The organism is Rhodococcus sp. 05-2256-B1 (assembly GCF_002258465.1).
Taxonomy (GTDB): domain Bacteria; phylum Actinomycetota; class Actinomycetes; order Mycobacteriales; family Mycobacteriaceae; genus Rhodococcoides; species Rhodococcoides fascians.
The window spans coordinates 301,244-326,871 of record NZ_NOZA01000015.1 but is presented as its reverse complement, the minus strand read 5'-3'; the positions used below and the strand labels follow the sequence as shown (position 1 = coordinate 326,871).

Sequence of the window (25,628 nt, the reverse complement as noted above, 5' to 3'; positions counted from 1 at the left end):
ACGTGTTGCATCGGCTCCAGTGGGTAACCGGATCCGATGACTACGAACACCACGCGCGCGTTGATCGTCGGCGCCACCGGCATTTCCGGGCAGGCGCTGTGCCACGCAGCACTCGATGCAGGCTGGACCACCTACGGACTGAGTCGTAGCGGCAGTACCCCCGTCGACGGCGTCGTGCCGGTCGCGGCGGATCTGCTCGACCCGCAGTCCCTCGAGGAAGCGCTGAAGGACGTCCGCCCCGAGGTCGTGTTCTTCACCGCGTGGATGAAGAAGGACTCCGAGCAGGAGAACATCGAGGTCAACTCGGCGACCCTACGCAATGTGCTCGATGTTCTCGGCCCCCTCGATTCGGTGAAGCACGTCGCGCTGATGACCGGACTCAAGCACTACCTCGGCCCGTTCGATGCATACGGTGAGGCCGTGATGGCCGAGACGCCGTTCCACGAAACCGAGGACCGCCTCGACACCCCGAACTTCTACTACGCGCAGGAAGACGAATTGTTCGCCGGCGCAGACAAATACGGGTTCGGATGGAGTGTGCACCGCGCTCACACCGTCTCCGGTTTTGCCGTGGGCAACGCGATGAACATGATGCTGACGCTGTCCGTCTACGCGTCGATCTGTAAGGAACTGGGCGAGAAGTTCGTCTTCCCCGGCTCCGAAACCCAGTGGAACGGCTTGACCGACCTCACCGACGCCGACCTGCTCGCCGAGCAGATGCTTTGGGCCGCAACCGATGACAATGCGCACAACGAGGCCTTCAACATCGCCAACGGTGACGTGTTCCGCTGGCGCTGGCTGTGGCCGCAGCTCGCCGCGCACTTCGGCGTCGAGCCCGAAGGCTTCGACACCGAGCCGCGTCCTCTCGAACCCCGCATGTCCGACGCGGCTGCAGCCTGGAAGCGCATCGCGGAGAAGCACGATCTGGTGGAGAGCGATGTCTCCCGCCTCGCATCGTGGTGGCACACCGACGGTGACCTCGGCCGCGACATGGAATGCCTGACGGACATGAACAAGTCCAAGAAGGCCGGCTTCCTGGGCTTCCGCTCCACGCCCGATGCCATCGCCTCGGTGATCCAGCGTTACCGAGATGCGCGCCTGATTCCTTAGCGCGGCTGCGCCGCATGTGCGTGGAAACTCGACCCCTGCTACGAGTTTCCACTCACATGCGCGTAGCGCTCTCGCACCGCCGGCGTGGGGTCTGCCTCGTATGTCTTCGAGGTGGCCTGCGCCCAGGTCGGCGGTTCACTGGTCCCGGCCAAAGTCCAGGCTGCCTGGCGCGCTGCCCCGTCGGCGACGTACTCACCGGGCTCGGGTACGGCCACCGGCACCCCGAGAATTGCCGGGGCCAAGGCTCGGAGCGCCGCGGACTTGGCGCCGCCGCCGATGAGCAGTACGCGCCGCACGTCCACTCCCTGTGCACGCAGGTAGTCGATACCGTCGGCCAGTCCGCACAGCAGTCCTTCGACGGCAGCGCGAGCCAGGTGGCCCGGAGTCGAATTGTTCAGTCGTAGTCCATGAATCGCACCGGACGCATCGGGGAGATTGGGCGTCCGCTCGCCCTCGAAGTACGGCACCATCACCACACCGTCGCTCGTCGTCGACAGAGCCAACCGCGACAACTCGTCGTGATCGACGCCCAGCATTCGCGCCGTCGCATCGAGGACACGCGCCGCGTTGAGCGTGCACACCAACGGCAGCTGACGCCCGGTGGCGTCGGCGAATCCGGCGACCAGGCCCGAACCGTCGGCCGCGGCTGCGGTGGTCACCGCCGAGACGACGCCGGACGTGCCTATCGAGACCACCACATCACCGGGCTGTGCGTCGAGGGCAAGCGCCGCCGCGGCATTGTCTCCGGTACCCGGGCCGATCAGCGCCCCGGCGGCAGTGTGGCCTATCGCCTCATTCGGCGCAGCCACGCGGGGCAGCAGTGGGTTGCGGCCACGAAAGCCCAACTGCAACAGATCCGTTCGATACTCGTTCGTGGCCGCCGAGAAGTATCCGGTGCCGCTCGCATCGCCGCGATCGGTGGCCAAGGCGTCGAGCCCCGACGCGCCACCGAGCTGCCAGCCGATCCAATCGTGCGGAAGGCACACCGCCGCAGTGCGATCGGCGTTGTCGGGCTCGTTGTCGGCGAGCCACCGCAGCTTGGCGACGGTGATCGAGGCCAACGGAACCACGCCGACCGCGTCGGCCCAGGCCTGACCGCCGTCGCCACCGGTCTTCTCGCCGAGCTCCGCGATCAGATCCTCTGCCGCCTGGGCCGATCGAGTGTCGTTCCACAGCAATGCTTTACGAACCACGGATCCGTTGTCGTCGAGGCAGACCATGCCGTGTTGTTGCGCGCCGACCGACACCGCAGCGACATCGTCCAGCCCGCCGGCGGCGTCGACGGCCTCGTCGAGTGCTTCCTTCCACCGCTGCGGGTCGATCTCGGTGCCGTCGGGATGACCGGCGCGGCCGTGACGCACCAACTCCCCGGTGTCGGCATCGCGAACGAAAACCTTGCACGATTGGGTGGAAGAGTCGATTCCGGCAACGAGAGCCACGATGAGCTGGTCCTTTCGTACGCAAGTGTGACCTACGACCCTACCCGCGGGGCGTGGTCGCCTCGGTCACCAGCGTGCGTGCACAGGCGATGGCCTGCGGGGTGGTGTCGAAGACGTGTCGAGCGTCGTCGTCCTTGGTGGTGAACACGCCCACGGCTGCGAGGGGACGCAGGTGCTCGGGCTTGGCACCGGAGATCAGGACGGTGATGTGTCGGTGTTCGAGTTCGGTGATGGTGTCCTTGAGAACCATGGCACCGGTGGCGTCGATCGTGGTGACTCGGGACATGCGCAGGATCACCACCTTCACGTCCGAGACATCGGCGAGTTCGAGCAGGAAGCTGTGCGCGGCACCGAAAAACAGCGCACCGTCGATGCGGTACGCGACGATGTGTTCCCGCAGCAGGTCGCCTTCTTCCTTCGAGACCGCATCGAGTGTGTTCAACGGGACCTGCTCGACCGTGGCCGATCGCGCGACGGCCCGGAGAGCCAGGACGGCAGCGAACCCGACGCCGACCGCCACCGCCGTCACGAGATCGAAGACCACCGTGACGAGGAAGGTCGCCGCCATCACCACGGTGTCCCCGCGGCCGGCGCGGGTGATCGCCCGGATGGACGCGGTCTCGACCATCCGCACCGTGGTTGCGAGCAGCACTCCGGCCAGGGCCGCGAGCGGGATATCGGCGACCAACCCCGCCGCGGAGTACACGATGACGGCGAGGATCACCGCGTGGGTGAGGGCCGCGAGCCTGGTGCGGGCACCGGATCGAACGTTGACCGCAGTCCGGGCGATGGCACCTGTGGCGGGGATGCCCCCGAACAGGGGTGCGGCGATGTTCGCGAGGCCCTGTCCGAACAGTTCCCGGTCGGGGTTGTGGCGAGCGCCGACGCCCATCGAGTCCGCGGCGGTGGCGGACAGCAACGATTCCAGGGCAGCCAGAGCGGCGACGGCACACGCCGGGGCCAGCAACGCCGTCACGTCACCCAGGTGGAAAAAGCCCAGGCTCGGGGCGGACAACGACGACGGAATGGTGCCGATGCGGGCGATGTCCAGATCGAACAGCTGGGTGGCCACGGTAGCGGCAGCAACCGCGACCAGTGAGAACGGGATCTTCGGTGCCAGGCGGCCGCCGACGAGCATGACGATCGCGACGGCGATCGCCACAGCGGGGGTGAGGATGCTTGCATGCGCGACGAACGAACGGACTGCATCGAACGCGGACTGCCAGACCTTGTCGCCTTCCGCGTCCGTGATACCCAGCGCCGACGGAACCTGTTGCAGTGCAATGACAACGGCAATGCCCGCGGTGAATCCTTCGATGACGGGCGCGGGCATGTACCGCACAGCTCGGCCGATTCCTGCTACCGCGAGCACCAACAGAATGATCCCGGCCAGCAGCCCGACCGCGAGCACTCCCGTCGGCCCGTATTCGGCGACGATCGGGACCAGCACCACCGTCATGGCACCGGTCGGACCCGATACCTGAAACCGTGAGCCACCGAATACCGCGGCCACGACTCCCGCGATGATGGCGGTGGTCAGTCCCGCCGCTGCACCCAGCCCGGTGCTGACTCCGAATCCGAGCGCGAGGGGCAGCGCCACCAGCGCCACGATGAGGCCGGCGAGAAGATCCGAACCGGGTGCGCGTAGCGCGGGCTTCCACTCGCTCCACCTGGGTAGAAGGGCGGAAACCGCCCTCAGGGCGTCGTTCGTACGGGTGCGTTTCGTCGGTTCGGACATGCGACGCTTCCTGAAAGTTCATCGTTCTTGATCCAGTTGATTGCTAAGTTTAGCAAGTAATGAATCAGATGCGGCGAGATGCTGCACACCTCCCTCGACGGTCGGCTCAGGTGCGCGATCCGGACTCGCCGTCCAGCAGTTCTACCTGGTTGGCCACCACGCCGGTCAATATCTCCCGGGCCACCACGAGGAGGTCCGCCACTTTCGGCGACGTCAGCGTGTACGACACCGACAACCCCTCCCGAGTGCCCTCGATGAGACCCGCGCGACGCAGAATCGACAGCTGCTGTGACAGATTCGCCGGCTCGATGCCCACCTCGGGCAGCATCTCGGACACTGCGTGTTCGCGTTCGCTCAACAGTTCCAGCACTCGAATACGCGCGGGATGAGCCAACGTCTTGAAGAAGTCGGCCTTCATTCTGTACAGCGGTCGACTCGAATCCGTGGCCATGACGTCCTTCCGCTTCGCCGAGCACTGCGAAGCAGGCTACTTGCGAACACTAGCAATCAGCCACCGAGAAGGACGACCTCAGTGCCCCTGCCGAAACTCCGCTACCTTCACTGGCATGCGCGGAGAACCCGAGGAATCCACCGACTTCAGGCTGACCGTGGCCACCGCGGCCCTGGATCTGTTCTCGGTCAAGGGCTACGACTCGACGACGGTGGACGACATCGCGGTGGCGGCCGGAATCTCGCGTCGAACGTTCTTCCGGCAGTTCCGCGCCAAGGAAGACGTCGTCTTCGCCGATCACGAGATTCTGCTCGAACAGGTCGGCGCTTTGCTCGCGTCCAACACCGGCGACCCATGGCAGGCCGTCTGCGATGCCGCCCAGTTGGTGTACGAGCGATTCTCGGACTGGAAAGAGATGTCGCGGCTGCGATATCAGGTGGTGCATCGAATTCCCGCCCTCCGCGATCGCGAGATCGTCACCGTGTTCCGCTACGACCGTCTCTTCGTCGAATATCTGCAGCGGGCGCTACCCGACCACCCTCATCTGGAGATCCTGCAGTTCTCCGCCTCGGTGACCGCGACCCACAACTACTTTCTACGACGGATGATTCGCGACGGCCTGCCCACGTCCGTCACCGACTTGCGCGCAGCGTTGGCGCAGGTCCGCGCCCAGTCCTCCGGAGACGTCGTGGTCGCGACATTCCCGCGGGGCACGTCCGTGAACACCGTCGCCGACGCGTTGGCCCGCCACCTCCCCGAGTGACCCCCACCCAAGATGGCACTCAGTGCCGTCTTGGCGAGCCCCACCCTTGAATTGAGGCCGGTCCGGTCGTACACTGGGGTGAAGCTTGGCACTGAGTGCCCTTTCTGGGCAGTGCTGTACCCCCGACATCGCGAGGAGCGTGGCCGACATGGCCGGAAATCCCGACTTCGATCTCTACCAGTCACCCGAGGAGCACGAGGAGCTGCGCGCAGCGATCCGGGCCCTGTCGGAGAAGGAGATCGCCCCGTACGCCAAGGAGGTCGACGAGGACTCGCGCTTCCCGCAGGAGGCACTCGATGCCCTCAACGCCTCCGGCTTCAACGCCGTGCACGTACCCGAGGAATACGACGGTCAGGGTGCCGACTCGGTTGCCGCCTGCATCGTCATCGAAGAGGTCGCCCGCGTCTGCGGCTCGTCCTCACTGATTCCCGCCGTCAACAAGCTCGGCACGATGGGCCTCATCCTCAAGGGCTCCGAGGAGCTCAAGAAGCAGGTTCTGCCCTCGCTCGCAGGCGGCGCGATGGCGTCGTACGCACTGTCCGAACGCGAAGCCGGCTCCGACGCCGCCAGCATGCGGACCCGCGCGAAGGCCGACGGAGACGACTGGATCCTCAACGGCTCCAAGTGTTGGATCACCAACGGCGGCAAGTCCGACTGGTACACCGTCATGGCCGTCACGGATCCCGACAAGGGTGCCAACGGCATCAGCTCGTTCATCGTGCACAAGGACGACGAAGGATTCGTCGTCGGCCCCAAGGAGAAGAAGCTCGGCATCAAGGGTTCGCCCACCGCCGAGCTCTACTTCGAGAACTGCAAGATCCCCGGAGACCGCATTATCGGTGAGCCCGGTACCGGGTTCAAGACCGCGCTCGAGACTCTCGACCACACCCGGCCCACCATCGGTGCACAGGCCGTCGGCCTCGCTCAGGGCGCTCTCGACGCAGCCATCGCATACACCAAGGACCGCAAGCAGTTCGGCACGTCGATCTCGAGCTTCCAGGCCGTGCAGTTCATGCTCGCCGACATGGCAATGAAGGTCGAAGCCGCCCGCCTGATGGTCTACAGCTCCGCGGCACGCGCCGAGCGCGGCGAGAAGAACCTCGGATTCATCTCTGCCGCAGCGAAGTGCTTCGCCTCCGACGTGGCCATGGAGGTCACCACCGACGCCGTCCAGCTCTTCGGCGGTGCCGGCTACACCACCGACTTCCCCGTCGAGCGCATGATGCGCGACGCCAAGATCACGCAGATCTACGAGGGCACCAACCAGATTCAGCGTGTCGTCATGTCGCGGGCGCTGCTCAAATGAGCACCATCGAACTCGTAGGTGTCATCGGCGGCGGCACCATGGGTGCCGGTATCGCCGAAATGTGCGCCCGCTCCGGTAGCTCGGTGCTGATCCTGGAAACCAGCCAGGGCACCGCCGACGCCGCCGAAGCACGCCTGGACAAGTCGTTCGCACGGGCCGTCAAGTCCGGCCGCATCGACGCCGACGCGGCCGAGAAAGCCCGCGCCGCAATCTCGTTGACGCTCGACATCAACGATTTCGCCGATCGCGATCTCGTCATCGAGGCGGCACCGGAGATCGAATCACTGAAGCTGGATCTGTTCGGCAAGCTCGATTCCATCGTCAAGCCCGAAGGAATCCTGGCGACGAACACCTCGTCGATCCCCGTCATCAAGATGGCCAACGCGACGAAGCGACCCGGCCAGGTCGTCGGAGTGCATTTCTTCAACCCCGTACCGGTACTGCCGTTGGTCGAAATCGTCGTCAGCCTCCTCACCAGCGAAGAAACCGTCGACGCCGTCACCGATTACGCGGCGAACACCCTGGGCAAGAAGACAATTCGTGCGGGCGACCGTGCGGGATTCATCGTCAACGCATTGCTCATCCCCTACATGGTCTCGGCCATCCGGATGCTCGAATCCGGCTTCGCCAGCGCCGAGGACATCGACGACGGCATGGTCAACGGTTGCGCCCACCCCATGGGACCGTTGCGTCTGACCGACACCGTCGGCCTCGACGTCACCCTCGCGGTCGCAGAATCGCTGTACGCCGAATTCCGCGAGCCGCATTACGCTCCGCCCCCGCTGCTGCAGCGCATGGTGGACGCGGGAATGCTGGGTCGCAAGAGCGGCAAGGGTTTCTACACGTACTCCTAGCCCGCTGCCTTGCTTTTCCGGCACGCCCCCTTCCGGATCAATGCGGCATTCAGCTACTCCGAGTAGCTGAATGCCGCATTCATCCGTTGGCGGGGATGGTGTGAACTTGGGGGATGGCGTGAGCCAGGGAGAGACCCGACTCAGTTTGTTTGCGGGCGACTCTGGGCATTCGGCGTGGAGACGGAATCGAGCAGCAGGTTCCCCACGCAATGAATACCAGGTTCGGAGACGACCCCATCGTGAGTGATCAGTACACCTTCACCAATCCCGTCACGCAGTACCGCCAGGACGGATTCCCTGAGCAGCACCAGGATCCGCCCGGTCTCGCTGCCGATCTACAACCCCTGGCCGACCACGGCGAGCAGACGTACCGCGGGTCCGGACGGCTGACCGGCCGTAAGGCCCTGATCACCGGTGCCGACTCCGGCATCGGCCGTGCGGCCGCCATCGCCATTGCCCGCGAGGGTGCCGACGTAGTTCTCAACTACCTGCCGTCGGAGGAGAAGGACGCTCAGGACGTCGCCCAGCTGGTTCGCGACGCCGGTCGCACCGCCGTCCTGGCACCGGCAGACCTCACCGATGAGAAAGCTGCCCGCGCCCTCGTGCACACCGCCGTCGACGAGCTCGGCGGCCTGGACCTGTTGGTCAACGTGGCAGGCAAGCAACAGTTCGTCGAGGATCTGGCGGATCTCACGTCGGAGCAGTTCGACCAGACCTTCAAAACCAATGTGTACGCACTGTTCTGGATCATTCAGGAAGCGGTGCCGCACATGCCTGCCGGCTCGACGATCGTGAACACCAGCTCCATCCAGGCGTACACACCCTCGCCCGGTCTGGTGGATTACGCGACGACGAAGATGGCCATCAACACCATCAGCAAGGCTCTCGCGCAGCAGTTGGCACCGAAGGGGATTCGCGTCAATGTCGTTGCGCCCGGTCCGTTCTGGACTCCGCTGCAGGCCGCGGGCGGGCAGCCGACGTCGGCACTGCCGGAATTCGGCAAGGAAACCCCACTGGGCCGGGCCGGTCAGCCGGCCGAGATCGCCGGCGCGTACGTGTACCTGTCCTCAGCGGAATCGGGATACGTCACCGGAGACACCCTCAACGTCAACGGCGGAATGCCGACGCCGTAGTCGCCTTCGCGCTCTGCGTGAATGGATCATTCACACCCGTCTGGGCTCGTGAATGGTCCATTCACGCGTTCGGGAGGCGTCAGTCCTTCGGACCACCGGCTGCGTAGACGACCTGACCCGAGATGAAGCCGGCACCCTCGCTGACGAAGAACGACGCCAGGTGGGCGATGTCGTCGGGATGTCCGACGCGGTTGACCGGAATCTGCGACGCCGCAGCAGCTTTGAAGTCGTCGAACGACATTCCGACTCTCTCGGCGGTGGCTGCCGTCATCTCGGTTTCGATGAATCCGGGGGCGATGGCGTTGGCGGTGACGCCGAACTTGCCGAGCTCGATGGCGAGAGTCTTGGTGAATCCCTGCATGCCGGCCTTGGCCGCGGAGTAGTTCGCCTGACCGCGGTTGCCCAGGGCCGAGGTGCTCGACAGGTTGACGATGCGACCCCACTTGGCGTCGATCATATGCTTCTGCACTGCACGCGTCATCAGGAACGAGCCCCGCAGGTGTACGCCGAGCACGGAATCCCAGTCCTGCACCGTCATCTTGAACAGGAGGTTGTCGCGGGTGATGCCTGCGTTGTTGATCAGTACGGTCGGTGCACCGAACTCGCTCGCGATGCGGTCGACTGCAGTCTGCACCGACTCCTCGTCGGCCACGTTTGCGCCGATGGCCACTGCCTGCCCACCTGCGGCCTCGATCGCGCCGACGGTGTCGCTGCACGCGGCCTCGTCGAGGTCCACCACCGCGACGCCGAAACCGTCCTTGGCAAGCCGCTTCGCGACTGCAGCGCCGATCCCACGCGCACTACCGGTGACTATGGCCGTCTTGATCTGATCACTCACGAATATCTCCTGACACAACGCCGAATCGAATTACCTGTCATCTGTTTCTACCAACCCCGGCGGCGCAGTCAGTACGCAGCCACCGCTCCGTCGAGTGCTTTCTGCATTCCCTCTGCCACCACGCGGGTGATGTCGATCGGTTTCTGGGGCAGATCGGTGATAGGCGTATCGAAGTAGACGCTCGCCTGCTTCACTTTCGCCGAGCCGGGGCCGTAACTCAGTCCGATGCAGATCAACGTCGGTTCGACGCCGAGTTTGCGGGCCCGCATCGCGATGTGGCCGATTCCGCTGCCGACGTGTTGCACCGTCGTCGGATCCTCGAGGTTGCAGGTGCCTTCCGGGAACACCGCGAGGTCGTCGCCGCGCTTCATTCTTTCGGCACTGATGTCCATCATGCGGTTGCCTGCCGCGCTGACTGCCCGCATCCCGTGATTCTTGCCGCGAAAGACGGGAATGCCGCCCATCATGTCGATTCGCTTGCGCTGCTTGGGGTCCTGGAACAATTCGTCCTTCGCGAGCACTCTGGTGCGCCCGATCACCGGACGCAGCGGCGACGCCCAAGCCGCCGCTGCGAGGGTGTACGGATCACTCTCGGTGAGGTGATTGACCGCGATGAGCAGACGCGTGTTGTCGTACACCAGACGCCGCAGCTCCTCCCGGGCACCGTCGGAGTACGACACCCGCGGGCGGAAGCGTCGGGCGAGGGCGGCGTACGCCAGCCTCGCGACCTGACGATTCTGCTGATGACGCAGATAGAAGTCGTACACCGTCTCGTCGTTCTCGAGAATTACCGCAGGCCGCTCCATGAGCCGAGCCTAATGGTTCGAGCTGTGCCGCCGAGGCCGAGGCCTCATTCGTACCGCCTACCCGATGATCGCCTTGTATTCGGTGAAGATCGGCGCGTACTCGGGGCCGCAGTTCGCGATCGACCAGTCTGTGAGAAGGGTGAGGTTCTCGAACACTCCATTCATCGCGTCGAAGTCGCCGGCCGCACCCTTGGCGTCGGCCTCTTCAATGGCCTGCAGCCACGCCAACGGTTCCGGTGGGGCGACGGCTTGCAGCTCCGACTGGGTCACCGGGGCCTTCGCAGCGAGTTCTTCGGCCATGGATTCGGCCGTTTCGACACCACCGGCCTCTACCTCCCGCAGGTTGGTCAGACCCTGCGCCACCTGTGTGGCGTACAGCGTGCAGAAGTCCGACCCACCCGAATCCACTTCCACCGACTCCACGGATTCTGCGGCCGACGGCTCAGCCATGGTGGACGGGCTCTCTTCAGTGGACGAACACCCCGCGAGAGCGAAGAGAATTACCGCGCATCCCAAAGTCGATCGACTGTTCATCGGCGTTGCACTCCTCGTGAACCCTGCCTGGACGACCGCCAGTCTGCGCCTGTGTGCTCGGTTGTGCAGCGCTGTGAGCACCGCGAACGGTTCGAGCCTGCCTCACACCCGCGAGGAACCCATTGCCCGGATCCCGACGGCAAGTCCGACCGCCGCAGTGGCCGCGGCTGCGACGACACCTGCCATCACCGTCGAACTCGCGAAGTCTCCGGCGAACAGTGCACGTTCGGCGTCGACGAGATATCCGAGCGGGTTGATGTTCACCAGGAACTGCATCCACCCCGGTGCGGCCGTCAGCGGCAACATCGTGCCGGAGAGGATGAGCAGCGGGAACATCAACGTCTGCTGAATGGACCAGAACACCCAATCCTGGCCCCGCACAGCCAAAGCCAACGCGTAGGACAGTGCGCCGAGCCCGACGCCGAACACCCCGAGCAGCACGATTCCCACCGCGGCACCGATCGGATTCACGGACAACCCCAGCGGCAATGCGACCAGAACGATCAACACGGCCTGCGCAGCGAGCGGCACCATTTCTTTGAACGCCCGCCCGACGAGCAGGGCAGATCGCGGCAACGGGGTCACCAACATTCGCTCGTGAGAACCCTGCTGCAACTCGGCCAGCAGATTCGAGCCCGTCATGGAGGTGCCGAAGATGGTGATCATCGCGAGAACACCCGGCACGAACCAGTCCCAGACACTTCCGTCGCCGAGACCGGGGACATCGGTGAGCAGTGGGCCGAACAGAGCGAGCAGGATCAGCGGTTGGACGAGACTGAAGATGACGGTGAACGGATCGCGCACCATCGGCCGCAATTCCCGACCCATCACCAGAGTGCTTCCGGAGAGAACGTTCATCGGAGTTCTCCTGCCACGCTCGAGTTGTCGAGCGCTGCGGCACTTTCTCGAAGACTACGGCCGGTCAGTCCGAGGAACACGTCGTCGAGAGTCGGTCGGGTCATGTCCGCAGTATGTACGTGAATACCGTGTAACTCGCTCCGCCGCAACACTTCCGGAAGAACGACTTCGGCGCGTCCGACACGCAGGTTCAGCCGCGAACCCGATCTCGTGACGTCTCTGATGCCGTCAATGCCGTCGAGAAGCGGAAGGAGCGCCGACGCGTCGGACACGGTGAGAACGATCAGATCGCCTGCCAGTTCCGATTTCAGCGACGCGGCGGTGTCGTCGGCGATGACGGTTCCGTGGTCGACGACGATGACCCGCTCGGCCATCGAATCGGCCTCGTCGAGGTAGTGGGTGGTCAGAACGATGGTCGTGCCCATCTCGCGTCGCAGCCGGAGGATGTGATCCCACAGGTTGGCCCGACTCTGCGGGTCCATTCCGGTGGTCGGCTCGTCGAGGAACAGCAATGCCGGTCGATGCACCAGCCCCAGGGCAATATCGAGTCGGCGACGCTGTCCGCCGGAGAGCGTCGAGACGGTGCGCGAGCGCAGTTCGCCGAGTTCGAGTGCGTCGATCAATTCGTCTGCGCGAGTTCGTGATCGCTGACGAGTCATGCCGTAGCACAGGCCCTGCACGACGAGTTCGTCTCGCACGCGCTGGTTGTGTCCCGCGCCGTTGCCCTGCCCCACATAGCCGAGACTGCGCCGGACACTGTCCCGGTCCCTGCCCACGTCGAACCCCGCGATCCGGGCCGAACCCGACGTCGGTGCCAGCAGCGTGGTCAGCATTCGCAGCGTGGTCGACTTGCCCGCACCGTTGGGGCCGAGGAGAGCGACCAGTTCTCCCTCACCGATCGTCAGATCGATGCCGCGCACCGCCTCCACGGTCTTCTTGCCCTGCCGAAATGTCTTGGTCAATCCCGATGTTTCGATCATCTCGTGCGCCCCTCGTCGTATCGGTGAATCCGTACGAGAGGAGACGCTAGAAACGATCGCGGTCAGCTACGGTCCGCGATGCTCGGCGCGAGCGAACTAGCCGAACACCGGGAACTTGCGCTTGCTGGCGAGCTCGTCCATGCCGGCCTGAATACTGGCGCGGACCTCGTCGTATTTCGCGTCGACGTAGGCCTCGTCGTCACAGCGCGACGGATCGTGGTCCAGCTCGACCGGAGGCATGAACCGGGTTCGGATCTTGGCGGGCAACGGAATCTGCGGCAGCGCGGCAGGCGCGATGATCCACGGCAGCGAGATGGCGATGGGAAAGACCTTCAGGCGCGCAAACCTGTCCAGTCCGAGCGCTTTTGCGAGCTTGTCGCCTCGAATGAGCACCGGCATGGCGTCGGCCCCGCCCACGGTCGCCACCGGCACGATGGGCACACCCATCCGGATCGCAAGCTTGACGAAACCGGTTCGACCACCCAGTGTCGCCTCGTCACGCTTGCTCCACGGCCGCAGCGAATCGACCTCACCACCGGGCCACACGATCACGTCTCGGCCCTCGGCCAATGCGGTCGACATCGAGTCCGGAGCCGCCGGCAACACACCCATGGATCGAAAGACCTTGCCGATCAACGGAAATGCCATCAGCGCGTCGTGCGCAGTGCCGTGCAGGATTCGCTTGTCGCCGAAATGCCGCCACCACTGCGCACCCACCGTCCACGCGTCCCACACGAACGGCGCACCCGAATGCACTCCGACGACGAGAACCGGCGACTCGGGAATCGTCTCCCAACCGTCGATCTCCATCCGGAAGTAGCGATCCATCACCCCGTTCCAGAGCTTCTGCTGACGGTCCATCGCCACGGTGTTCTGATCGTCGAGATCCCAATTTCCTGCACGGTCGGCGACCACGGACCCGAGCCCCCCCGACGCCTTCTCGCGTCGCTCCTTCATCTTCAGCCGAGCCGCTGCGGCATAACGCTGCGCTTGCTCGCGTAAAGCGTCCTTCGAAGGCTTGTCGGAGCTGTCCCCACCCGTTACGTGATCCCCATCACTCATACCCGCACGGTACTCCACCGCGAACTCCAGGTCCGACGACCGTGCTCGGTATCCCCGCGCGGGCATCGAGCTGTCCGTTATGGTCGAATCTCCAGCCGAGTGAACGAGGTACACAGATGGATCCGATCGAACCGGCGTACGGGACGACTCCCCTACTCCTGATCGCCGCAGCAGCCGTCGCAGTTCTGCTGTTCCTGATCATGAAGGTGAAACTGCACGCCTTCGTCTCGCTGGTTCTGGTCAGCGCCGTCACCGCCGTCGCAGCGGGGATCCCACTGGCAGACGTGCCGTCGGCATTGCTCTCGGGCTTCAGTTCCACCCTCGGTTCGGTCGCTCTACTCGTCGCCCTGGGCGTGATGGTCGGCCGACTGCTCGAAATCACCGGTGGCGCTCAAGTATTGGCCGATACTCTGATCAACCGATTCGGAGCCAAGCGCGCACCGCTCGCCCTCGGTGTCGCCGCGCTGATCTTCGGCTTCCCCATCTTCTTCGACGCCGGACTCGTCGTCTTCCTACCGATCATCTTCACAGTTGCCAGGCGTTTCGGCGGGTCGGTGCTGCTGTACGCACTGCCGACCGCAGGCGCGTTCGCCGCGATGCACGCCATCGTTCCCCCGCACCCCGGTCCCGTCGCCGCCACGGAACTCCTCGGCGGAGATATCGGTTCGGTGCTTCTCGTCGGAGTTCCCGTCGCAGTCGTCTCCTGGTTCGTCGGCTCCTACCTGGTCGGTACCCAGCTCGGCAAACGATTCGTCACCGCGCCTGCCGACCTCTTCGCCGATGGCGCAGCCAACTCCGAAGAACACGACAAAGAGATGGCCGGCCTCCGCGACCCGGCCCCCAAGTTCGGTGCGGTGCTGTTCATTCTGTTGACACCGCTCGTACTGATCTCGCTCAACACCGTGGTCAACACTCTGACCACCTCGGGTGTGCTGACCGGAGACGAAACCTGGGCAGCGGCCCTGACTCTCATCGGTCAGACGCCCATCGCGCTGCTCATCACCTTGCTGTTGGCCCTGTTCATCCTCGCGCCCGGACGCTTCCCCGTGGCCGACGGTGCGAAGTACATGGACCAGGCCCTCGGACCGATCTGCTCGATCATCCTGATCACCGGTGCCGGCGGCATGTTCGGCGGAGTACTTCGGGCCAGTGGAATCGGCCAGTCTCTGACCGCCTCGTTGTCCGATCTCGGACTGCCGATCCTGTTGCAGGCCTTCCTGATCGCCACCGCGCTACGCGTCGCGCAGGGTTCGGCCACCGTGGCCCTGACCACTACCGCCGGGCTGATCTCGGTGCAGGTCGCCGAGCTCGATCTGAGCAATTTCAAGATCGCCCTGCTCGTGTTCGCACTCGCCGCCGGAGCGACCGTGCTCTCCCACGTCAACGATTCCGGCTTCTGGCTCGTCAGCCGCTTCTTCGGCATGGACGAGAAGACCACCCTCAAGACCTGGACCGTCATGGAAACGACACTGGGACTGGCGATCTTCGCCCTCGCGTCGCTGCTGTGGGTGGTGTTCTAGCGGGGTTCTCCTTGGTCGCCCTCGAGCACACATCCCCCGGACGGAAGCTCCAGAACGAGGACGTCGTGTCCCTCTCCGGTGACAACTGCGGTGAAGACCGTCTCCGCTCCATCAATCGACACCCACCAATTCATGTTGGCACCGCGCACACGCGGCACCTGCCGATACACCGCTCGTGCGTGCTCCACCACGGAGTAAGGGTGCAGCCTCCGAGCGGTCTCGATGACGGTACGACGGACATGGTCGAGATCGATCAGGTCGTCGTCGTCCGACAATTGCGACGGACGAAAGTCGATGAGTGCGAAAGGTATTCGGATGACCGGGAGCGTCCCCGCATGTGCCATCGATCCGTCGGAAAACTCGGGGTCACACCACTCGAGCACACCGTCCACAAACGTGGGTACTACGTCGTCGTATATCGGAGATCCGGACTCGACGCTGCGGTACAGAGCTGCGATGTACTCGGTCAGGGAGTCGAACCACGGCGCACCCTGGTCGGCGGAATCGTACGAAAAGTTGCGGATACATCCTCGACGCAAACCCGGACGAGTATCCACGTAGGTAGTTCCACCGGCGCCATCCTCGGCAAGCGGGACATAAGCAGGGACGAACATCTCCGCCGTCTCACCTGCTTGCTGGGCGCGAACGAGATCAGGCCAGTCATCGCCCAGATCATCGATCGGATGTGGATTTTCGAGGCTGAACGTGTGCCGGGCCAGAACTTCGTCCAACGACAATAGATTCGAATCCGGCAACACCGAGCCAACCGGGACGTGGTCTGTACCCGAGGGAACGTGCTGCCCGTCGTGCAGCCCGTAGAACTCGCGCAACTCATCCGGCCACGGGGTCGTCGCACGTTCGGCGGCTTCACGCTCACCCAGGGCCCGCGGAGCCCGAATCGACGCAGCGGTGACCGGCGCGCGCTCCTGGAGGGCCGCCATGTATGCCGTCCACACTTCAGTAAGAGTCACGACGCCAACCTAGTCGCGGGTGAGAGCTCCCGCCGAAGAGACCATCACTCGATTATGCTGCCGCTGTGAGCGATGCGAGTCAATCGTGAGTGACCGCATCCGGTTCGACGGAGTGCTCGAGCCGTTGACGTGGGGCAAGAACACGTACACGATCATCCGAGTTCCGACTCGATTGGTCGAGGCAGCGGAGCGGTGGCCGACTCGCCGGATCGACGGTTCGATCGACGGACTGAGTCTCAATCTCGGTCTCAACAAAGCAGATTCGACTGTGCTGTCCGGGTCGTTCGTCTACGTCGGTGCAGGTCTCCAGCGTCGGTTGGGCGTCGCTGCCGGTGATCTGGTGTCGTGCGAATTCTAACCGGCCGACCCCGATCTCGTTCCGGTGCCAGAGGATCTGGCGCGTGCGATGGAAGACGCGAGCTGCACGACCGTATGGGAGCGGAAGAGAGCAAGCGACCGGCGTCGGTTGTTGATGCCGATCGACAATGCTGCGCGACCGCAGACCCAAGCAGAGCGCATCACGCGACTGGTGAGCTCGTTGACGGAAAGTGAACAGACGGAGGGCTGACACCAAGGCCGGTCGTCACTGCACCGGAACGAGGATTCTCCACGCCCCCAGTGCGAGTGCGCCGACGGTGACGACGAGAAACAGTCCGACCCAGACGATGCCGGGCAGGAAAGTGAGCCGAGCCAGTTGATCGGCGTCGGAGTCCCGCGCCCGTCCGGCACTTCGGGATTTCTGCAGTTCGAGAACGGGGCGCGGACCGGCGATCAGCAGGAAGAACGTGATGAAGTACGCCGCAGCGACCTGCTGTTCCCCGGTACCCCACCAGGACACGACGAACAGCAGGCCACCGACGGTGACGAGAGACAGCAGTCCGTAGATGTTGCGAATCATCAACAGCATCAACGCAATCGAGATGATGCCGATCCACAGCACGGCCGAGGCTCGCTGTGTACCCAGTACCAGAGCGGCTCCGAGTCCGAGAAGAGACGGCCCGACATAGCCCGCAAAAGTCATGGCGATGACACCGAGACCGGTGGGCTTGCCCTTGGAGATCGCGACGCCGGACGTATCCGAATGCAGCCGAAGACCCATCAACTGACGCCCGGTGATCAATGCGACGAACAGATGCGCACCCTCGTGCGCGATGGTCACCACGTTGCGTGCAATCCGCCAGGTCTGCGGCAACACGACGATGACGAGCGCCGCCAGGGCAGCCACTTGGACGATCCACACGGGTGGATCAGGACTCACCGCGGAAATGCGGTCCCAGAATTCGTTCACACCACACCCTATGTGAGCGGAACTTCGTAGCAGACTACGAAGTTCCGCTCACATGGGTCACCTCAGGACGCGCGCGCCTCGGCCTTGGCGCGTTCGCGGGCCAGCGAGCGATCTCGCATCTCCTCGAACTTGGTGGCCTGACGTTCGAGGTCTTCGAGGAACGCGGCGAGTTCCTCGCGCTTGTTCTCACCGCGGGCGGTGAAGTCGTTGCGCTCGAACACTTGCCACTTGCGCAGCACGGGCCAGACGACGTCTTCGAGGTGCTGACGCAGGTCGTAGATGCCGTGCTTGGCCATCAACACACCGTTGCGGCGGAAGTTCGGCATGCCGGCACCGGGCATGACGAAGTTCGTCACGATGTCCGAGACGGCCTGCAACGTCTGATCCGGCGAGATGTCCATCGCTGCGCCGGTGATGTTGCGGTAGAAGATCATGTGCAGGTTCTCGTCGGCGGCGATGCGCTGGAGCATGCGGTCGGCGATCGGGTCGTCACAGACCTTGCCGGTGTTGCGGTGCGAGACGCGGGTCGCCAGTTCCTGGAACGTCACGTACGCGACCGAGTGCAACAGACCGACCCCTGCGCCGGCGGGCGACGCGTACCCGTTGGTCATGTGGATCATGCGGGCTTCTTCGAGGGCGACGGGATCGACGCCGCGGGTGACGACGAGGTAGTCGCGCATGACGATGCCGTGACGGTTCTCTTCGGCGGTCCACCGGCCGACCCACGTTCCCCAGGCACCGTCCTGGGAGAAATTCTCGGCGATCTCACGGTGGTAGGACGGCAGATTGTCCTCGGTGAGCAGGTTGGTGATCATCGCGGCCTGCGCGACGTCGGAGAGCTTGGACTGCTCCGGGTCGTAGTCCGTACCGCCGAGCGCGGCGAAGTTACGGCCTTCGTCCCACGGCACGTAGTCGTGGGGATGCCATTCGCGCGCCATCGAAATGTGACGGTTCACGTTGTCCTCGGCAGTGGGCACCAGCTCCTGCAGAAGCTCGAGCTGTGTCAGATCCCTGGCCATTCGACATGCCTCCTCGCATTGACGTCAGCTCACGAGCCTAGGTCGATACGGGCGACTATCACGAAGCCTCGCCGAAACTCTGTTACAGGTAGCAACCGTTCTTCGAGACCGGTCGTGCTCTGTCACAGCATCACGAATGAGCCGCTTCCATCCCGGGGAGGCTCGGCGAACGGAATACCCATCCGCGAAGGGCGAGGAATCGAGCGGCACCGACCAGACCGCTGACGGCGATCACAGCCAGAACTTGCACGTACGTGGCGGCGGCGGGAACAAGGAGGTGGACTGCGGCCAGCGCGGCGGTACTCAGACCCAGCCCGATCAGGGCGAGTCCTCCCGCTTCCCACTGGGTCTGGAACCAGCCGACGCGGTCGGCGGCGTGGAAGGTGTGGCGACGGTGCAACTCGTTGGCGAGAACGGTGCTCGCCGACGCTCCCGCCAGATTGGCGGGGAAAGATCCGAACGACGCGAGAGCGACGAACAGCAGTGCATAGACGCCGTTGCTCGATACCCCGACGATCACGAAACGAGCGAACTGCGCCCGCACAGTCTCACCGAACAGGCGTGCCCTGCAGTCGGGCACCGTAGGCGCTGACAGTGCTGTGCTCACGAGGTCTCCAGTTGTAGAACCGGAAGCGTCGACCGACGCTTCGAATCGATACAACTCCGCGTCTGCGCGAATCGGTGCCAGAGGTGACCGAGGTCTCAGACCTTCGAGGAACTTTCTTCCCGTTCACGCTTCTTGCGACCGAGGTCGATGTTCAGCTTGTCGGGCTTGATCGACGCGACGAACAACACCGCGACGAGCACGACCACCACGACGATGGTGATGACTACCACCGCGATGCCGAAAATTGCCAAAATACCGTTCATGTCCTGCCTCCCGTGTCAGGCAATACGGTACTTGTCGTAGACGGGCCGGTCCACGCCCGCCCCTACAGCCCGTTTCACTGCCGTCAGCTGACCAACCGTTCGACCGCGCGCATCGGCAGAGACAGCCAGGTCGGTCGATTGCGCGCTTCGTACAGAACCTCGTAGACCGCTTTGTCCAGTTCGTACGCGCGCAGCAGATCGGCTTCGTCGCGTGGATCATGGCCGGCCACCGACGCGTACCCGTCGAAGAAGGCCGTGATGCTCCGCGCGGCCCACTGCTCGGCGCGTTCCCGTAGCGCCGGGTCCTCCGGCAGGTCGACGAGCAGGTGGTTGGCGGCATAGTCGAACGACCGCAGCATTCCCGCGACGTCGCGCAAAGCACTGTCCATTTGTCTGCGCTCGTCCAGCGACTTGGCCGGCTCTCCCTCGAAATCGATGAGCAGCCACCGTTCGGGGGTCCCCAATACCTGCCCCAGATGCAGATCGCCGTGAATGCGTTGGACGGTGGTACTGCTCGACGCCTCGGCCCGTGAGATCAGGGCCGTCGCGGCGGGGATGTACTGGGCGATCTCCGGAACCACTCGCGCTACTCCGGAGATGCGCTCGAGGATCTCTTCGACGGCCGTCGATTCCACGGACCGTTCGGCGGTCCCCAAGACCGAGGCCAGGTCGTGGTGTACCTGCGCGACGGCAGCGCCGAGTCGATACGCGTGGGGAGCGAAATCGGCGGACAAATCCTCGATCGGCGTGGCGGGGGAATCGAACACCTCGCGCACGCTGGCCAGCGCAGTGGTCCATCCCTCGGCAGAATTCGCGGCGAAGTCCTGGATCATCCCCAGCGTGGTCGTCTCACCGCCGACCTGCGCTTCGAGCCACCCTCGCAGCGGTGCCACGTTGACGCTGCCGGCCTCGGCCAGCGCGCGGTGCAACTCGACGTCCGGACTGATTCCGGGCGGTACCTGACGAAACAGCTTGAGCAGCAGCAGATCACCGAGGATCACCGACGTGTTGGACTGCTCTGCACCCAGAACCCGACCGCGCATGCCCTGCGGCACGCTCGAACCGTCGACGACCTTGAATTCGATACTGCCCGTAAGGTTCTCATCGGAGAACGCGTCACCGTACAGGGCGATGATCTCCGGATCACGTAACCCGTCGAACACTGCCACCTCACCGGGCACCGGCAACAGCCACGGGCGTAGTTCCTCGGGTACCTCGGTGCGGAAACCGAGGGGCACCTGATAGGTCTGGGTCACCGACGTGCCGTCTTGGACGAGGTCCACCTCGACGAGCAGGTGCTCGGCGGCGAAATGCGGCTCGTCGTGCAGCACGTCCCGAGCGACGATCCGTACGGCACCCACCGTCGAACCCTTTGCGCCGAACCATCGTTGACCTGGCAACCACGACACCAGTGCGCCCTCGAGCAGGTGTCGAACAGCGTGTGCCGCGCTCGAGCTGGAACCGACCATGAGTATCTCTCGCCGCCTTCGGGGAGTTGCAGAGCGTGTGACCGTACCGTGTCCGAACCTACCCACTCGGGGCCGCCGTCACACCCCGGCAGCAAAGACACCCGAACGTTATGCAGGTCGTACGCCGGTGCATCGACATGCTCGTACAGTGAGGACATGTCCGCTCCACTGACCGCCCACATCGACGTGCATCGTGCCGGTGATCGACTGAAAACCCGTGTGTCCTGGCTCGACTCGAAGCACTCGTTCTCTTTCGGTCAGCACTACGACCCCGAGAACACCCACCACGGCCTGTTGTTGGTGAACAACGACGACATCGTCACTGCCGGGCAGGGATTCGAAACGCATCCGCACCGCGACACGGAGATCATCACGTGGGTGGTGCAGGGCTCTCTGGTGCATCAGGATTCGATCGGGCACTCCGGCATCATCTATCCCGGACTGGCGCAACGGATGAGTGCGGGCAAAGGCATCATGCACTCGGAGAAGAACGACTCCTGGAGTATCGACGGCAATCGGCACACCGAACCCGTCCGCTTCGTACAGATGTGGGTGATGCCCGACAGTCCCGGCACCGCACCGGGCTACGAGCAACTCGAGATCGACGACGAACTGCTGCGCGGCGGACTCGTCACCGTCGCGTCGGGAATGAACCGACACCGTGGTCAGGCGGCCATCGGCATCGGCCAGAAATCTGCCGCGTTGCACGCTGCGCGACTGACACCGGATTCGACCGTGACCGTTCCCGACGCACCGTTCGTGCACGTGTTCGTGGTCCGCGGCACCGTCTCGATGGAGGGTGTCGGAGAACTGTACGAGGGTGACGCGGTACGCATGAGTTCCACTGGCGGACAGCGAATTACGGCCTCGGAACCAGCCGAGATCCTGATCTGGGAGATGCACTCGCGACTGGGCGGCTGACAGGAACGCTCGATGACAAGTTGATCACGGGGGCACGTGGCGTCTGCGCGCACGACTGAGATCTGCATACACTCCGAGCGTTCACGATCGCCGATCTCGGAGGTATCAGACGTGTCGAATGACTATCCCCCGCCCGGAAACTATCCTTCACCCGGCGAGTACCCCCAGCAGGGCGGATATCAGCAGGGTGGATACGAGCAACAGCCGGTAGCGCCGAAGAACACCATCGGCACAGTGGCTCTGGTTCTCGCGATTCTCGGTGTGCTGTTCTCCTGGACCATCGTCGGCGGCATTGTTCTCGGCCTGATCGCGATCGTCCTCGGCTTCATCGGTCGGTCGAGGTACAAGAAGCGCGTCGCCACCAACGGCACCGTGTCTCTCATCGCGATCATTCTCGGTTTCGTGGCGACGGCTTTGTCGATCGTTCTCGTCGTCGTCGGCGTCGGCCTGTTCAATGCAGTCGGTGGACAGGACTTCACCGACTGCATGACCAACGCAGGCAGCGATACTGCAGCGCAACAGCAATGCGCCGACGAATTCCAGCAGAACGTCGAGAACCAGTACGGCGACTCGACACCGAACTGAGTCGCGGCCGATTCACTCAGCCGCGGACGTCCCGTCGGCGCAGCGCGATGCTTCCGGCACCGCCTGCGGCGGCGGCGACAGCGACGAGCCACAGCGAGGGCATTACCGAGAATTCTCCACCCGGCAGCTTGGGCAGGTGGGTGAACGGCGAGATGTCCTGTGACCACTGGGGCAGCCCGACCACCGCCCCGATCTGCCCCAGGGCAACGAAGCCGCCGAGGACCGCCCACAGGACGGTCGCGAATCGAGGGACAGCGCCGAACAATGCCACGCCGATGGCCGTCACCACCCACACGGCCGGGAGCTGAGCCAGAGCGCCGACCACGGCGGACGGCAGTTCGCGCGACATGTCGCCGGTTGCCGACCCGTACGTCAGCCCGATGGTGAGGCCGACGACCAGCAGTAGCCACACCGGGCCGAGGACGGCGAAGAGCAGATACCCCGCCGCCCACCGACGGCGCGAGATGCCGGTGGCCAGCACGATCTCGGCCAGACCCGACTCTTCCTCGCTGTGCAGACGTAGCACGGCCGACGCCGAGTAGGTCGCCACCATGATGCCGACCATGCTCAGCACGACGGCGATGAACGACTGTTCGATCGTGGTGCCGCCGAACTTGCCCAGTGCGTCGCTGATGGCGGCGCTGCTGCCGAGTTGATCGCCGATGCCGTCCGTGGACGACCCGATCGCGATACCGAACAGGGCGAGGCCGAGGGTCCAGACGACGGTGGTTCCGCGGGACAGTCGCCACGCGAGGGCGACGGGACCGGACAGCGACGGAACGGCAGCCACCCGGCCGCGGCGTTCGGCCCGCAGTCCACTGCCGAGATCGCGTCGATTCGCTGCCACGAACGCTGCGGCGACGAACGCCGTAGCGGTCGCCAGCGACAGCAACAGCGGCCACCACCGTTCGTCGGCGAACGGTCGCACCTGCGCCGACCACCCGATCGGCGAGAACCACGACAGGGTTCCCGAACCGATGTCGCCGATCGCTCTGAGAACGAACGCTGCGGCCAACACGCCGAGGGCATAGCCGCGAGCCGCGCGAGCCCCGGACGCCACCTGTGCCGCCAGCCCCGCGCAGCCGACGAACACCGCACCGACGACGACGATCGAGGCACCGAACGCGACGCTCCCGGCCACCGGCAGACCGGACGCCCACAGCGAGACGAACGACAGCATTCCCGTCGCCACCACACCGCCGCCCGCCAGCAGCACGGCCGCTGTCAGTCCTGCGAATCTGCCCACTGCAGTCGACCCGAACAGTTCGACACGGCCCGCGTCCTCCTCACCGCGGGTATGCCGAACGACGGTGAGGATCGCCGCCAACGGAACGAGGGTCAGCATCAGTCCAGCGCGCCACGACACCAGGGCACCGAGGTCGCTACCGAAGATCGGCCCCACGAGAGCCGCTTGCGCCGGCACTGCCTCGGTGCCGAGATAGAACGCTCGACGGTCTGCCGCCGTCGGATACAGCCCCTCGAAGCTGACCGCGTACAGCAGCGGGAGCGCTCCGAGCAGAACGACCCAGATCGGCAACACGAGTCGGTCGCGGCGTAGATACAACCGCAGCAATGCCACTGTGCCGCTCAGGCTGTTCATGCGTAGTACCTCAGGAACAGCTCTTCGAGAGTCGGCGCGGAGCTGATCATGCTCTGCACGCCTGCGTCGGCCAGGACGTGCATCACCGCAGCGAGCGCCTCGTTCTCCACCGTGCAGGTAATCGTGGACCCGTCCACGGTCACCCCGCTGACCCCGGTGAGCCTGTCGAGATCGCCGGGTACTCGATCCACAGTGAGGGTCATCGTCGTGCGGGTGAGGTGCCGCATCGACGCCAGGGTCCCGGTGTCCACCGTGCGCCCGTCCCGGACGATGGTGACCGAACTGCACAACGCATCCACCTCGGACAGGATGTGCGAGGACAGCAGCACCGTGACTCCGCGTCGCGCAGCATCTTTCACGCATTCGGCGAACTGCTGCTCCATCAGGGGATCGAGACCGGAAGTGGGCTCGTCGAGGAGTAGCAGCTCCACGTTCGATGCCAGGGCCGAGATCAGAGCGACCTTCTGGCGATTGCCTTTCGAATAGGTGCGACTCCGCTTTCCTGGGTCGAGGGAGAACCGTTCGATCAGCTCCGCCCGGCGGTCGGAGTCGATACCGCCGCGCATCCTGGCGAGCAGATCGATCACCTCTCCGCCGGTCAACGACGGCCACAGCGTCACATCTCCGGGAACGTAGGCCAGCCGTCGATGCAGCGCGACGCCGTCTGCCCATGGATCACCGCCGAGCAACCGGACCGTCCCCGACGTCGCGCGCACGAGACCGAGCAGTACGCGGATCGTGGTGGATTTACCCGACCCGTTGGGGCCGAGAAAGCCGTGCACATCACCGGTCTCGACGTGCAGGTTCAGGCCGTCGAGGGCCCGGACCGAACCGAACGTCTTCACCAGATCGGCGACTGCGATGGCGTCGGTCATTGCTCGGCCTCCAGATAGGTGTCCAAGATTCGGGAATCGGTGAACAATCCATCGGTGTACAGCTCGAGTGCCGGCAGCATGACCTCGTCGCCGAGCGCGCTCAGAGCCACATGGAAATCGACGTCCGGACCGGCCATCTGCACGTACAACAGCAGACCGCCCACGTTCTGGCGCGTCAGGAACCGGGCGCGCGCCGCGGGGTCGCGGCTGGGTGTGAATCGGCCGTCGCGTACTCCGTCGTCGAGGTACCGGACCGCGTCGTCGACCATGTGCTCGAACAACTCTCGGGCCAGCGCTCCGCCCGAGGAGAAGCTCCGCACGATGTAGGCGACGAGCGGTGCGTACTCGTCGATGCGAGCAAGCTGTTCCATCACCCCGGTAGTACCGGCCTTCGATTCGCGGATCGTGCGCAGGACGTACTCGTCGCACGCTGCCCGAAGTCCGTCCTTGGACCCGAAGTGGTGGTTGAGCAGCCCGGGTGAGACGCCGGCGGCGCTGGCGATGGACCGCACACCGGCGGTGAAACCCTGCATGCCGAAGACGTCGATCGCGGTGTCGCGGATCCGCGCGCGAGTGGTCAGATCCTCCGATGCTGAACGCATGTACAGCACATTAAACACCCGTTCAATCGAGCGCAA

General features: G+C 64.5%; 28 protein-coding genes. 10 read left to right on the top strand and 18 right to left on the bottom strand.

Annotated features, from left to right (window positions below):
- Positions 1–36: 36 nt before the first annotated feature.
- Positions 37–1,110, top strand: coding sequence for an SDR family oxidoreductase (locus tag CH285_RS07545; RefSeq protein WP_032390275.1), 1,074 nt, complete (start codon positions 37–39; stop codon positions 1,108–1,110).
- Between the two features lie 38 nt (positions 1,111–1,148).
- Here CH285_RS07545 and CH285_RS07540 read toward each other — a convergent pair whose 3' ends face one another.
- The 3 genes from CH285_RS07540 to CH285_RS07530 form a co-directional block, all read right to left on the bottom strand.
- Positions 1,149–2,549, bottom strand: coding sequence for a xylulokinase (locus tag CH285_RS07540; protein WP_032390276.1), 1,401 nt, complete (start codon positions 2,547–2,549; stop codon positions 1,149–1,151).
- Between the two features lie 40 nt (positions 2,550–2,589).
- Positions 2,590–4,287 (bottom strand): SulP family inorganic anion transporter, encoded by a 1,698-nt coding sequence (locus CH285_RS07535; protein WP_032390277.1) that lies wholly within the window; start codon positions 4,285–4,287, stop codon positions 2,590–2,592.
- A 106-nt stretch (positions 4,288–4,393) separates the two neighbouring features.
- Positions 4,394–4,738, bottom strand: coding sequence for an ArsR/SmtB family transcription factor (locus CH285_RS07530; RefSeq protein WP_027495297.1), 345 nt, complete (start codon positions 4,736–4,738; stop codon positions 4,394–4,396).
- A gap of 115 nt (positions 4,739–4,853) precedes the next feature.
- On the opposite strand from CH285_RS07530, the gene CH285_RS07525 reads away from it, so the two are divergent.
- The 4 genes from CH285_RS07525 to CH285_RS07510 all read left to right on the top strand — a co-directional run bounded on the left by CH285_RS07525 (position 4,854) and on the right by CH285_RS07510 (position 8,794).
- The gene (locus CH285_RS07525; protein ID WP_027495296.1) at positions 4,854–5,501 is read left to right on the top strand and encodes a TetR family transcriptional regulator; all 648 of its coding nucleotides are present in this window, start codon (positions 4,854–4,856) and stop codon (positions 5,499–5,501) included.
- Between the two features lie 148 nt (positions 5,502–5,649).
- On the top strand, positions 5,650–6,807 hold the full coding sequence (locus tag CH285_RS07520; protein ID WP_027495295.1) for an acyl-CoA dehydrogenase: 1,158 nt from the start codon (positions 5,650–5,652) through the stop codon (positions 6,805–6,807).
- A gap of 5 nt (positions 6,808–6,812) precedes the next feature.
- Positions 6,813–7,661, top strand: coding sequence for a 3-hydroxybutyryl-CoA dehydrogenase (locus tag CH285_RS07515; protein ID WP_283548657.1), 849 nt, complete (start codon positions 6,813–6,815; stop codon positions 7,659–7,661).
- Between the two features lie 209 nt (positions 7,662–7,870).
- A complete protein-coding gene (locus CH285_RS07510) occupies positions 7,871–8,794 on the top strand; it encodes a glucose 1-dehydrogenase (protein ID WP_080730209.1) in 924 nt (307 codons plus the stop codon).
- Positions 8,795–8,873: 79 nt separating this feature from the next.
- Here the strand turns inward: CH285_RS07510 and CH285_RS07505 are convergent, their stop codons facing one another.
- The 6 genes from CH285_RS07505 to CH285_RS07480 all read right to left on the bottom strand — a co-directional run bounded on the left by CH285_RS07505 (position 8,874) and on the right by CH285_RS07480 (position 13,872).
- Positions 8,874–9,632: an SDR family oxidoreductase gene (locus CH285_RS07505; protein ID WP_032367143.1), complete on the bottom strand. Its 759-nt coding sequence runs from the start codon at positions 9,630–9,632 to the stop codon at positions 8,874–8,876.
- Between the two features lie 68 nt (positions 9,633–9,700).
- The gene (locus CH285_RS07500; RefSeq protein WP_032390279.1) at positions 9,701–10,438 is read right to left on the bottom strand and encodes a lysophospholipid acyltransferase family protein; all 738 of its coding nucleotides are present in this window, start codon (positions 10,436–10,438) and stop codon (positions 9,701–9,703) included.
- Between the two features lie 57 nt (positions 10,439–10,495).
- Positions 10,496–10,888, bottom strand: coding sequence for a hypothetical protein (locus CH285_RS07495; protein ID WP_032390280.1), 393 nt, complete (start codon positions 10,886–10,888; stop codon positions 10,496–10,498).
- A gap of 186 nt (positions 10,889–11,074) precedes the next feature.
- On the bottom strand, positions 11,075–11,830 hold the full coding sequence (locus CH285_RS07490) for an ABC transporter permease (protein ID WP_032387558.1): 756 nt from the start codon (positions 11,828–11,830) through the stop codon (positions 11,075–11,077).
- Positions 11,827–12,810 (bottom strand): ATP-binding cassette domain-containing protein, encoded by a 984-nt coding sequence (locus CH285_RS07485; RefSeq protein ID WP_027495289.1) that lies wholly within the window; start codon positions 12,808–12,810, stop codon positions 11,827–11,829. Before CH285_RS07485 ends, CH285_RS07490 begins: the two co-directional genes overlap by 4 nt.
- A gap of 96 nt (positions 12,811–12,906) precedes the next feature.
- On the bottom strand, positions 12,907–13,872 hold the full coding sequence (locus tag CH285_RS07480) for a lysophospholipid acyltransferase family protein (protein WP_094643634.1): 966 nt from the start codon (positions 13,870–13,872) through the stop codon (positions 12,907–12,909).
- A 116-nt stretch (positions 13,873–13,988) separates the two neighbouring features.
- Here CH285_RS07480 and CH285_RS07475 point away from each other — a divergent pair, with 116 nt between their 5' ends.
- Positions 13,989–15,392 (top strand): GntP family permease, encoded by a 1,404-nt coding sequence (locus tag CH285_RS07475; RefSeq protein ID WP_032367146.1) that lies wholly within the window; start codon positions 13,989–13,991, stop codon positions 15,390–15,392.
- Here CH285_RS07475 and CH285_RS07470 read toward each other — a convergent pair.
- Positions 15,389–16,363: an SMI1/KNR4 family protein gene (locus CH285_RS07470; protein WP_141214952.1), complete on the bottom strand. Its 975-nt coding sequence runs from the start codon at positions 16,361–16,363 to the stop codon at positions 15,389–15,391. The two genes, CH285_RS07475 and CH285_RS07470, sit on opposite strands and share 4 nt — an antisense overlap.
- A gap of 85 nt (positions 16,364–16,448) precedes the next feature.
- Between CH285_RS07470 and CH285_RS07465 the strand changes: the two genes are divergently transcribed.
- Together CH285_RS07465 and CH285_RS28650 are read left to right on the top strand one after the other, a co-directional pair.
- On the top strand, positions 16,449–16,721 hold the full coding sequence (locus CH285_RS07465; RefSeq protein WP_032369541.1) for a DUF1905 domain-containing protein: 273 nt from the start codon (positions 16,449–16,451) through the stop codon (positions 16,719–16,721).
- A gap of 24 nt (positions 16,722–16,745) precedes the next feature.
- Positions 16,746–16,931 carry a YdeI/OmpD-associated family protein gene (locus tag CH285_RS28650; protein ID WP_080729129.1) on the top strand — a complete coding sequence of 62 codons (186 nt, stop codon included), beginning with the start codon at positions 16,746–16,748 and terminating at the stop codon, positions 16,929–16,931.
- A gap of 15 nt (positions 16,932–16,946) precedes the next feature.
- On the opposite strand, the gene CH285_RS07455 is transcribed toward CH285_RS28650, so the two are convergent.
- The 5 genes from CH285_RS07455 to CH285_RS07440 form a co-directional block, all read right to left on the bottom strand.
- Entirely contained in the window at positions 16,947–17,651 is a 705-nt protein-coding gene (locus CH285_RS07455; protein WP_032369542.1) for a M50 family metallopeptidase, read from the bottom strand.
- A gap of 62 nt (positions 17,652–17,713) precedes the next feature.
- Positions 17,714–18,670, bottom strand: a complete 957-nt coding sequence (locus CH285_RS07450) for an acyl-ACP desaturase (RefSeq protein WP_027495283.1) — start codon at positions 18,668–18,670, stop codon at positions 17,714–17,716.
- Between the two features lie 130 nt (positions 18,671–18,800).
- Positions 18,801–19,277 carry a GtrA family protein gene (locus CH285_RS07445; protein WP_052068738.1) on the bottom strand — a complete coding sequence of 159 codons (477 nt, stop codon included), beginning with the start codon at positions 19,275–19,277 and terminating at the stop codon, positions 18,801–18,803.
- A gap of 95 nt (positions 19,278–19,372) precedes the next feature.
- Positions 19,373–19,540, bottom strand: coding sequence for a hypothetical protein (locus CH285_RS27820; protein ID WP_167326956.1), 168 nt, complete (start codon positions 19,538–19,540; stop codon positions 19,373–19,375).
- A gap of 83 nt (positions 19,541–19,623) precedes the next feature.
- Positions 19,624–21,009 (bottom strand): maltokinase N-terminal cap-like domain-containing protein, encoded by a 1,386-nt coding sequence (locus tag CH285_RS07440; RefSeq protein ID WP_094643600.1) that lies wholly within the window; start codon positions 21,007–21,009, stop codon positions 19,624–19,626.
- Positions 21,010–21,165: 156 nt separating this feature from the next.
- Between CH285_RS07440 and CH285_RS07435 the strand changes: the two genes are divergently transcribed.
- The gene (locus CH285_RS07435; protein WP_032382365.1) at positions 21,166–21,930 is read left to right on the top strand and encodes a pirin family protein; all 765 of its coding nucleotides are present in this window, start codon (positions 21,166–21,168) and stop codon (positions 21,928–21,930) included.
- Between the two features lie 111 nt (positions 21,931–22,041).
- Positions 22,042–22,515 (top strand): DUF4190 domain-containing protein, encoded by a 474-nt coding sequence (locus tag CH285_RS07430; protein ID WP_230597483.1) that lies wholly within the window; start codon positions 22,042–22,044, stop codon positions 22,513–22,515.
- 16 nt (positions 22,516–22,531) lie between these two features.
- On the opposite strand, the gene CH285_RS07425 is transcribed toward CH285_RS07430, so the two are convergent.
- From CH285_RS07425 to CH285_RS07415, 3 genes are read right to left on the bottom strand one after another with little or no spacing between them, the layout of a single operon-like run.
- Positions 22,532–24,115, bottom strand: coding sequence for an ABC transporter permease (locus CH285_RS07425; RefSeq protein ID WP_255032455.1), 1,584 nt, complete (start codon positions 24,113–24,115; stop codon positions 22,532–22,534).
- Positions 24,112–24,990, bottom strand: a complete 879-nt coding sequence (locus CH285_RS07420; protein ID WP_094643601.1) for an ABC transporter ATP-binding protein — start codon at positions 24,988–24,990, stop codon at positions 24,112–24,114. Before CH285_RS07420 ends, CH285_RS07425 begins: the two co-directional genes overlap by 4 nt.
- On the bottom strand, positions 24,987–25,592 hold the full coding sequence (locus CH285_RS07415) for a TetR/AcrR family transcriptional regulator (RefSeq protein ID WP_094643636.1): 606 nt from the start codon (positions 25,590–25,592) through the stop codon (positions 24,987–24,989). Before CH285_RS07415 ends, CH285_RS07420 begins: the two co-directional genes overlap by 4 nt.
- Positions 25,593–25,628: the final 36 nt, after the last annotated feature.

Excerpts from the sequence above, each read along its gene's own strand:
- CH285_RS07475 (WP_032367146.1), top strand. The coding sequence starts at position 13,989 with ATGGATCCGATCGAACCGGCGTACGGGACGACTCCCCTACTCCTGATC.
- CH285_RS07480 (WP_094643634.1), bottom strand. The coding sequence starts at position 13,872 with ATGAGTGATGGGGATCACGTAACGGGTGGGGACAGCTCCGACAAGCCT.
- CH285_RS07490 (WP_032387558.1), bottom strand. The coding sequence starts at position 11,830 with ATGAACGTTCTCTCCGGAAGCACTCTGGTGATGGGTCGGGAATTGCGG.
- CH285_RS07520 (WP_027495295.1), top strand. The coding sequence starts at position 5,650 with ATGGCCGGAAATCCCGACTTCGATCTCTACCAGTCACCCGAGGAGCAC.
- CH285_RS07420 (WP_094643601.1), bottom strand. The coding sequence starts at position 24,990 with ATGACCGACGCCATCGCAGTCGCCGATCTGGTGAAGACGTTCGGTTCG.
- CH285_RS07415 (WP_094643636.1), bottom strand. The coding sequence starts at position 25,592 with ATGCGTTCAGCATCGGAGGATCTGACCACTCGCGCGCGGATCCGCGAC.
- CH285_RS07495 (WP_032390280.1), bottom strand. The coding sequence starts at position 10,888 with ATGGCTGAGCCGTCGGCCGCAGAATCCGTGGAGTCGGTGGAAGTGGAT.
- CH285_RS07525 (WP_027495296.1), top strand. The coding sequence starts at position 4,854 with ATGCGCGGAGAACCCGAGGAATCCACCGACTTCAGGCTGACCGTGGCC.
- CH285_RS07425 (WP_255032455.1), bottom strand. The coding sequence starts at position 24,115 with ATGAACAGCCTGAGCGGCACAGTGGCATTGCTGCGGTTGTATCTACGC.
- CH285_RS07435 (WP_032382365.1), top strand. The coding sequence starts at position 21,166 with ATGTCCGCTCCACTGACCGCCCACATCGACGTGCATCGTGCCGGTGAT.
- CH285_RS07535 (WP_032390277.1), bottom strand. The coding sequence starts at position 4,287 with ATGTCCGAACCGACGAAACGCACCCGTACGAACGACGCCCTGAGGGCG.
- CH285_RS07500 (WP_032390279.1), bottom strand. The coding sequence starts at position 10,438 with ATGGAGCGGCCTGCGGTAATTCTCGAGAACGACGAGACGGTGTACGAC.
- CH285_RS07510 (WP_080730209.1), top strand. The coding sequence starts at position 7,871 with ATGAATACCAGGTTCGGAGACGACCCCATCGTGAGTGATCAGTACACC.
- CH285_RS07450 (WP_027495283.1), bottom strand. The coding sequence starts at position 18,670 with ATGGCCAGGGATCTGACACAGCTCGAGCTTCTGCAGGAGCTGGTGCCC.
- CH285_RS07530 (WP_027495297.1), bottom strand. The coding sequence starts at position 4,738 with ATGGCCACGGATTCGAGTCGACCGCTGTACAGAATGAAGGCCGACTTC.
- CH285_RS27820 (WP_167326956.1), bottom strand. The coding sequence starts at position 19,540 with ATGAACGGTATTTTGGCAATTTTCGGCATCGCGGTGGTAGTCATCACC.
- CH285_RS07485 (WP_027495289.1), bottom strand. The coding sequence starts at position 12,810 with ATGATCGAAACATCGGGATTGACCAAGACATTTCGGCAGGGCAAGAAG.
- CH285_RS07545 (WP_032390275.1), top strand. The coding sequence starts at position 37 with ATGACTACGAACACCACGCGCGCGTTGATCGTCGGCGCCACCGGCATT.
- CH285_RS07440 (WP_094643600.1), bottom strand. The coding sequence starts at position 21,009 with ATGGTCGGTTCCAGCTCGAGCGCGGCACACGCTGTTCGACACCTGCTC.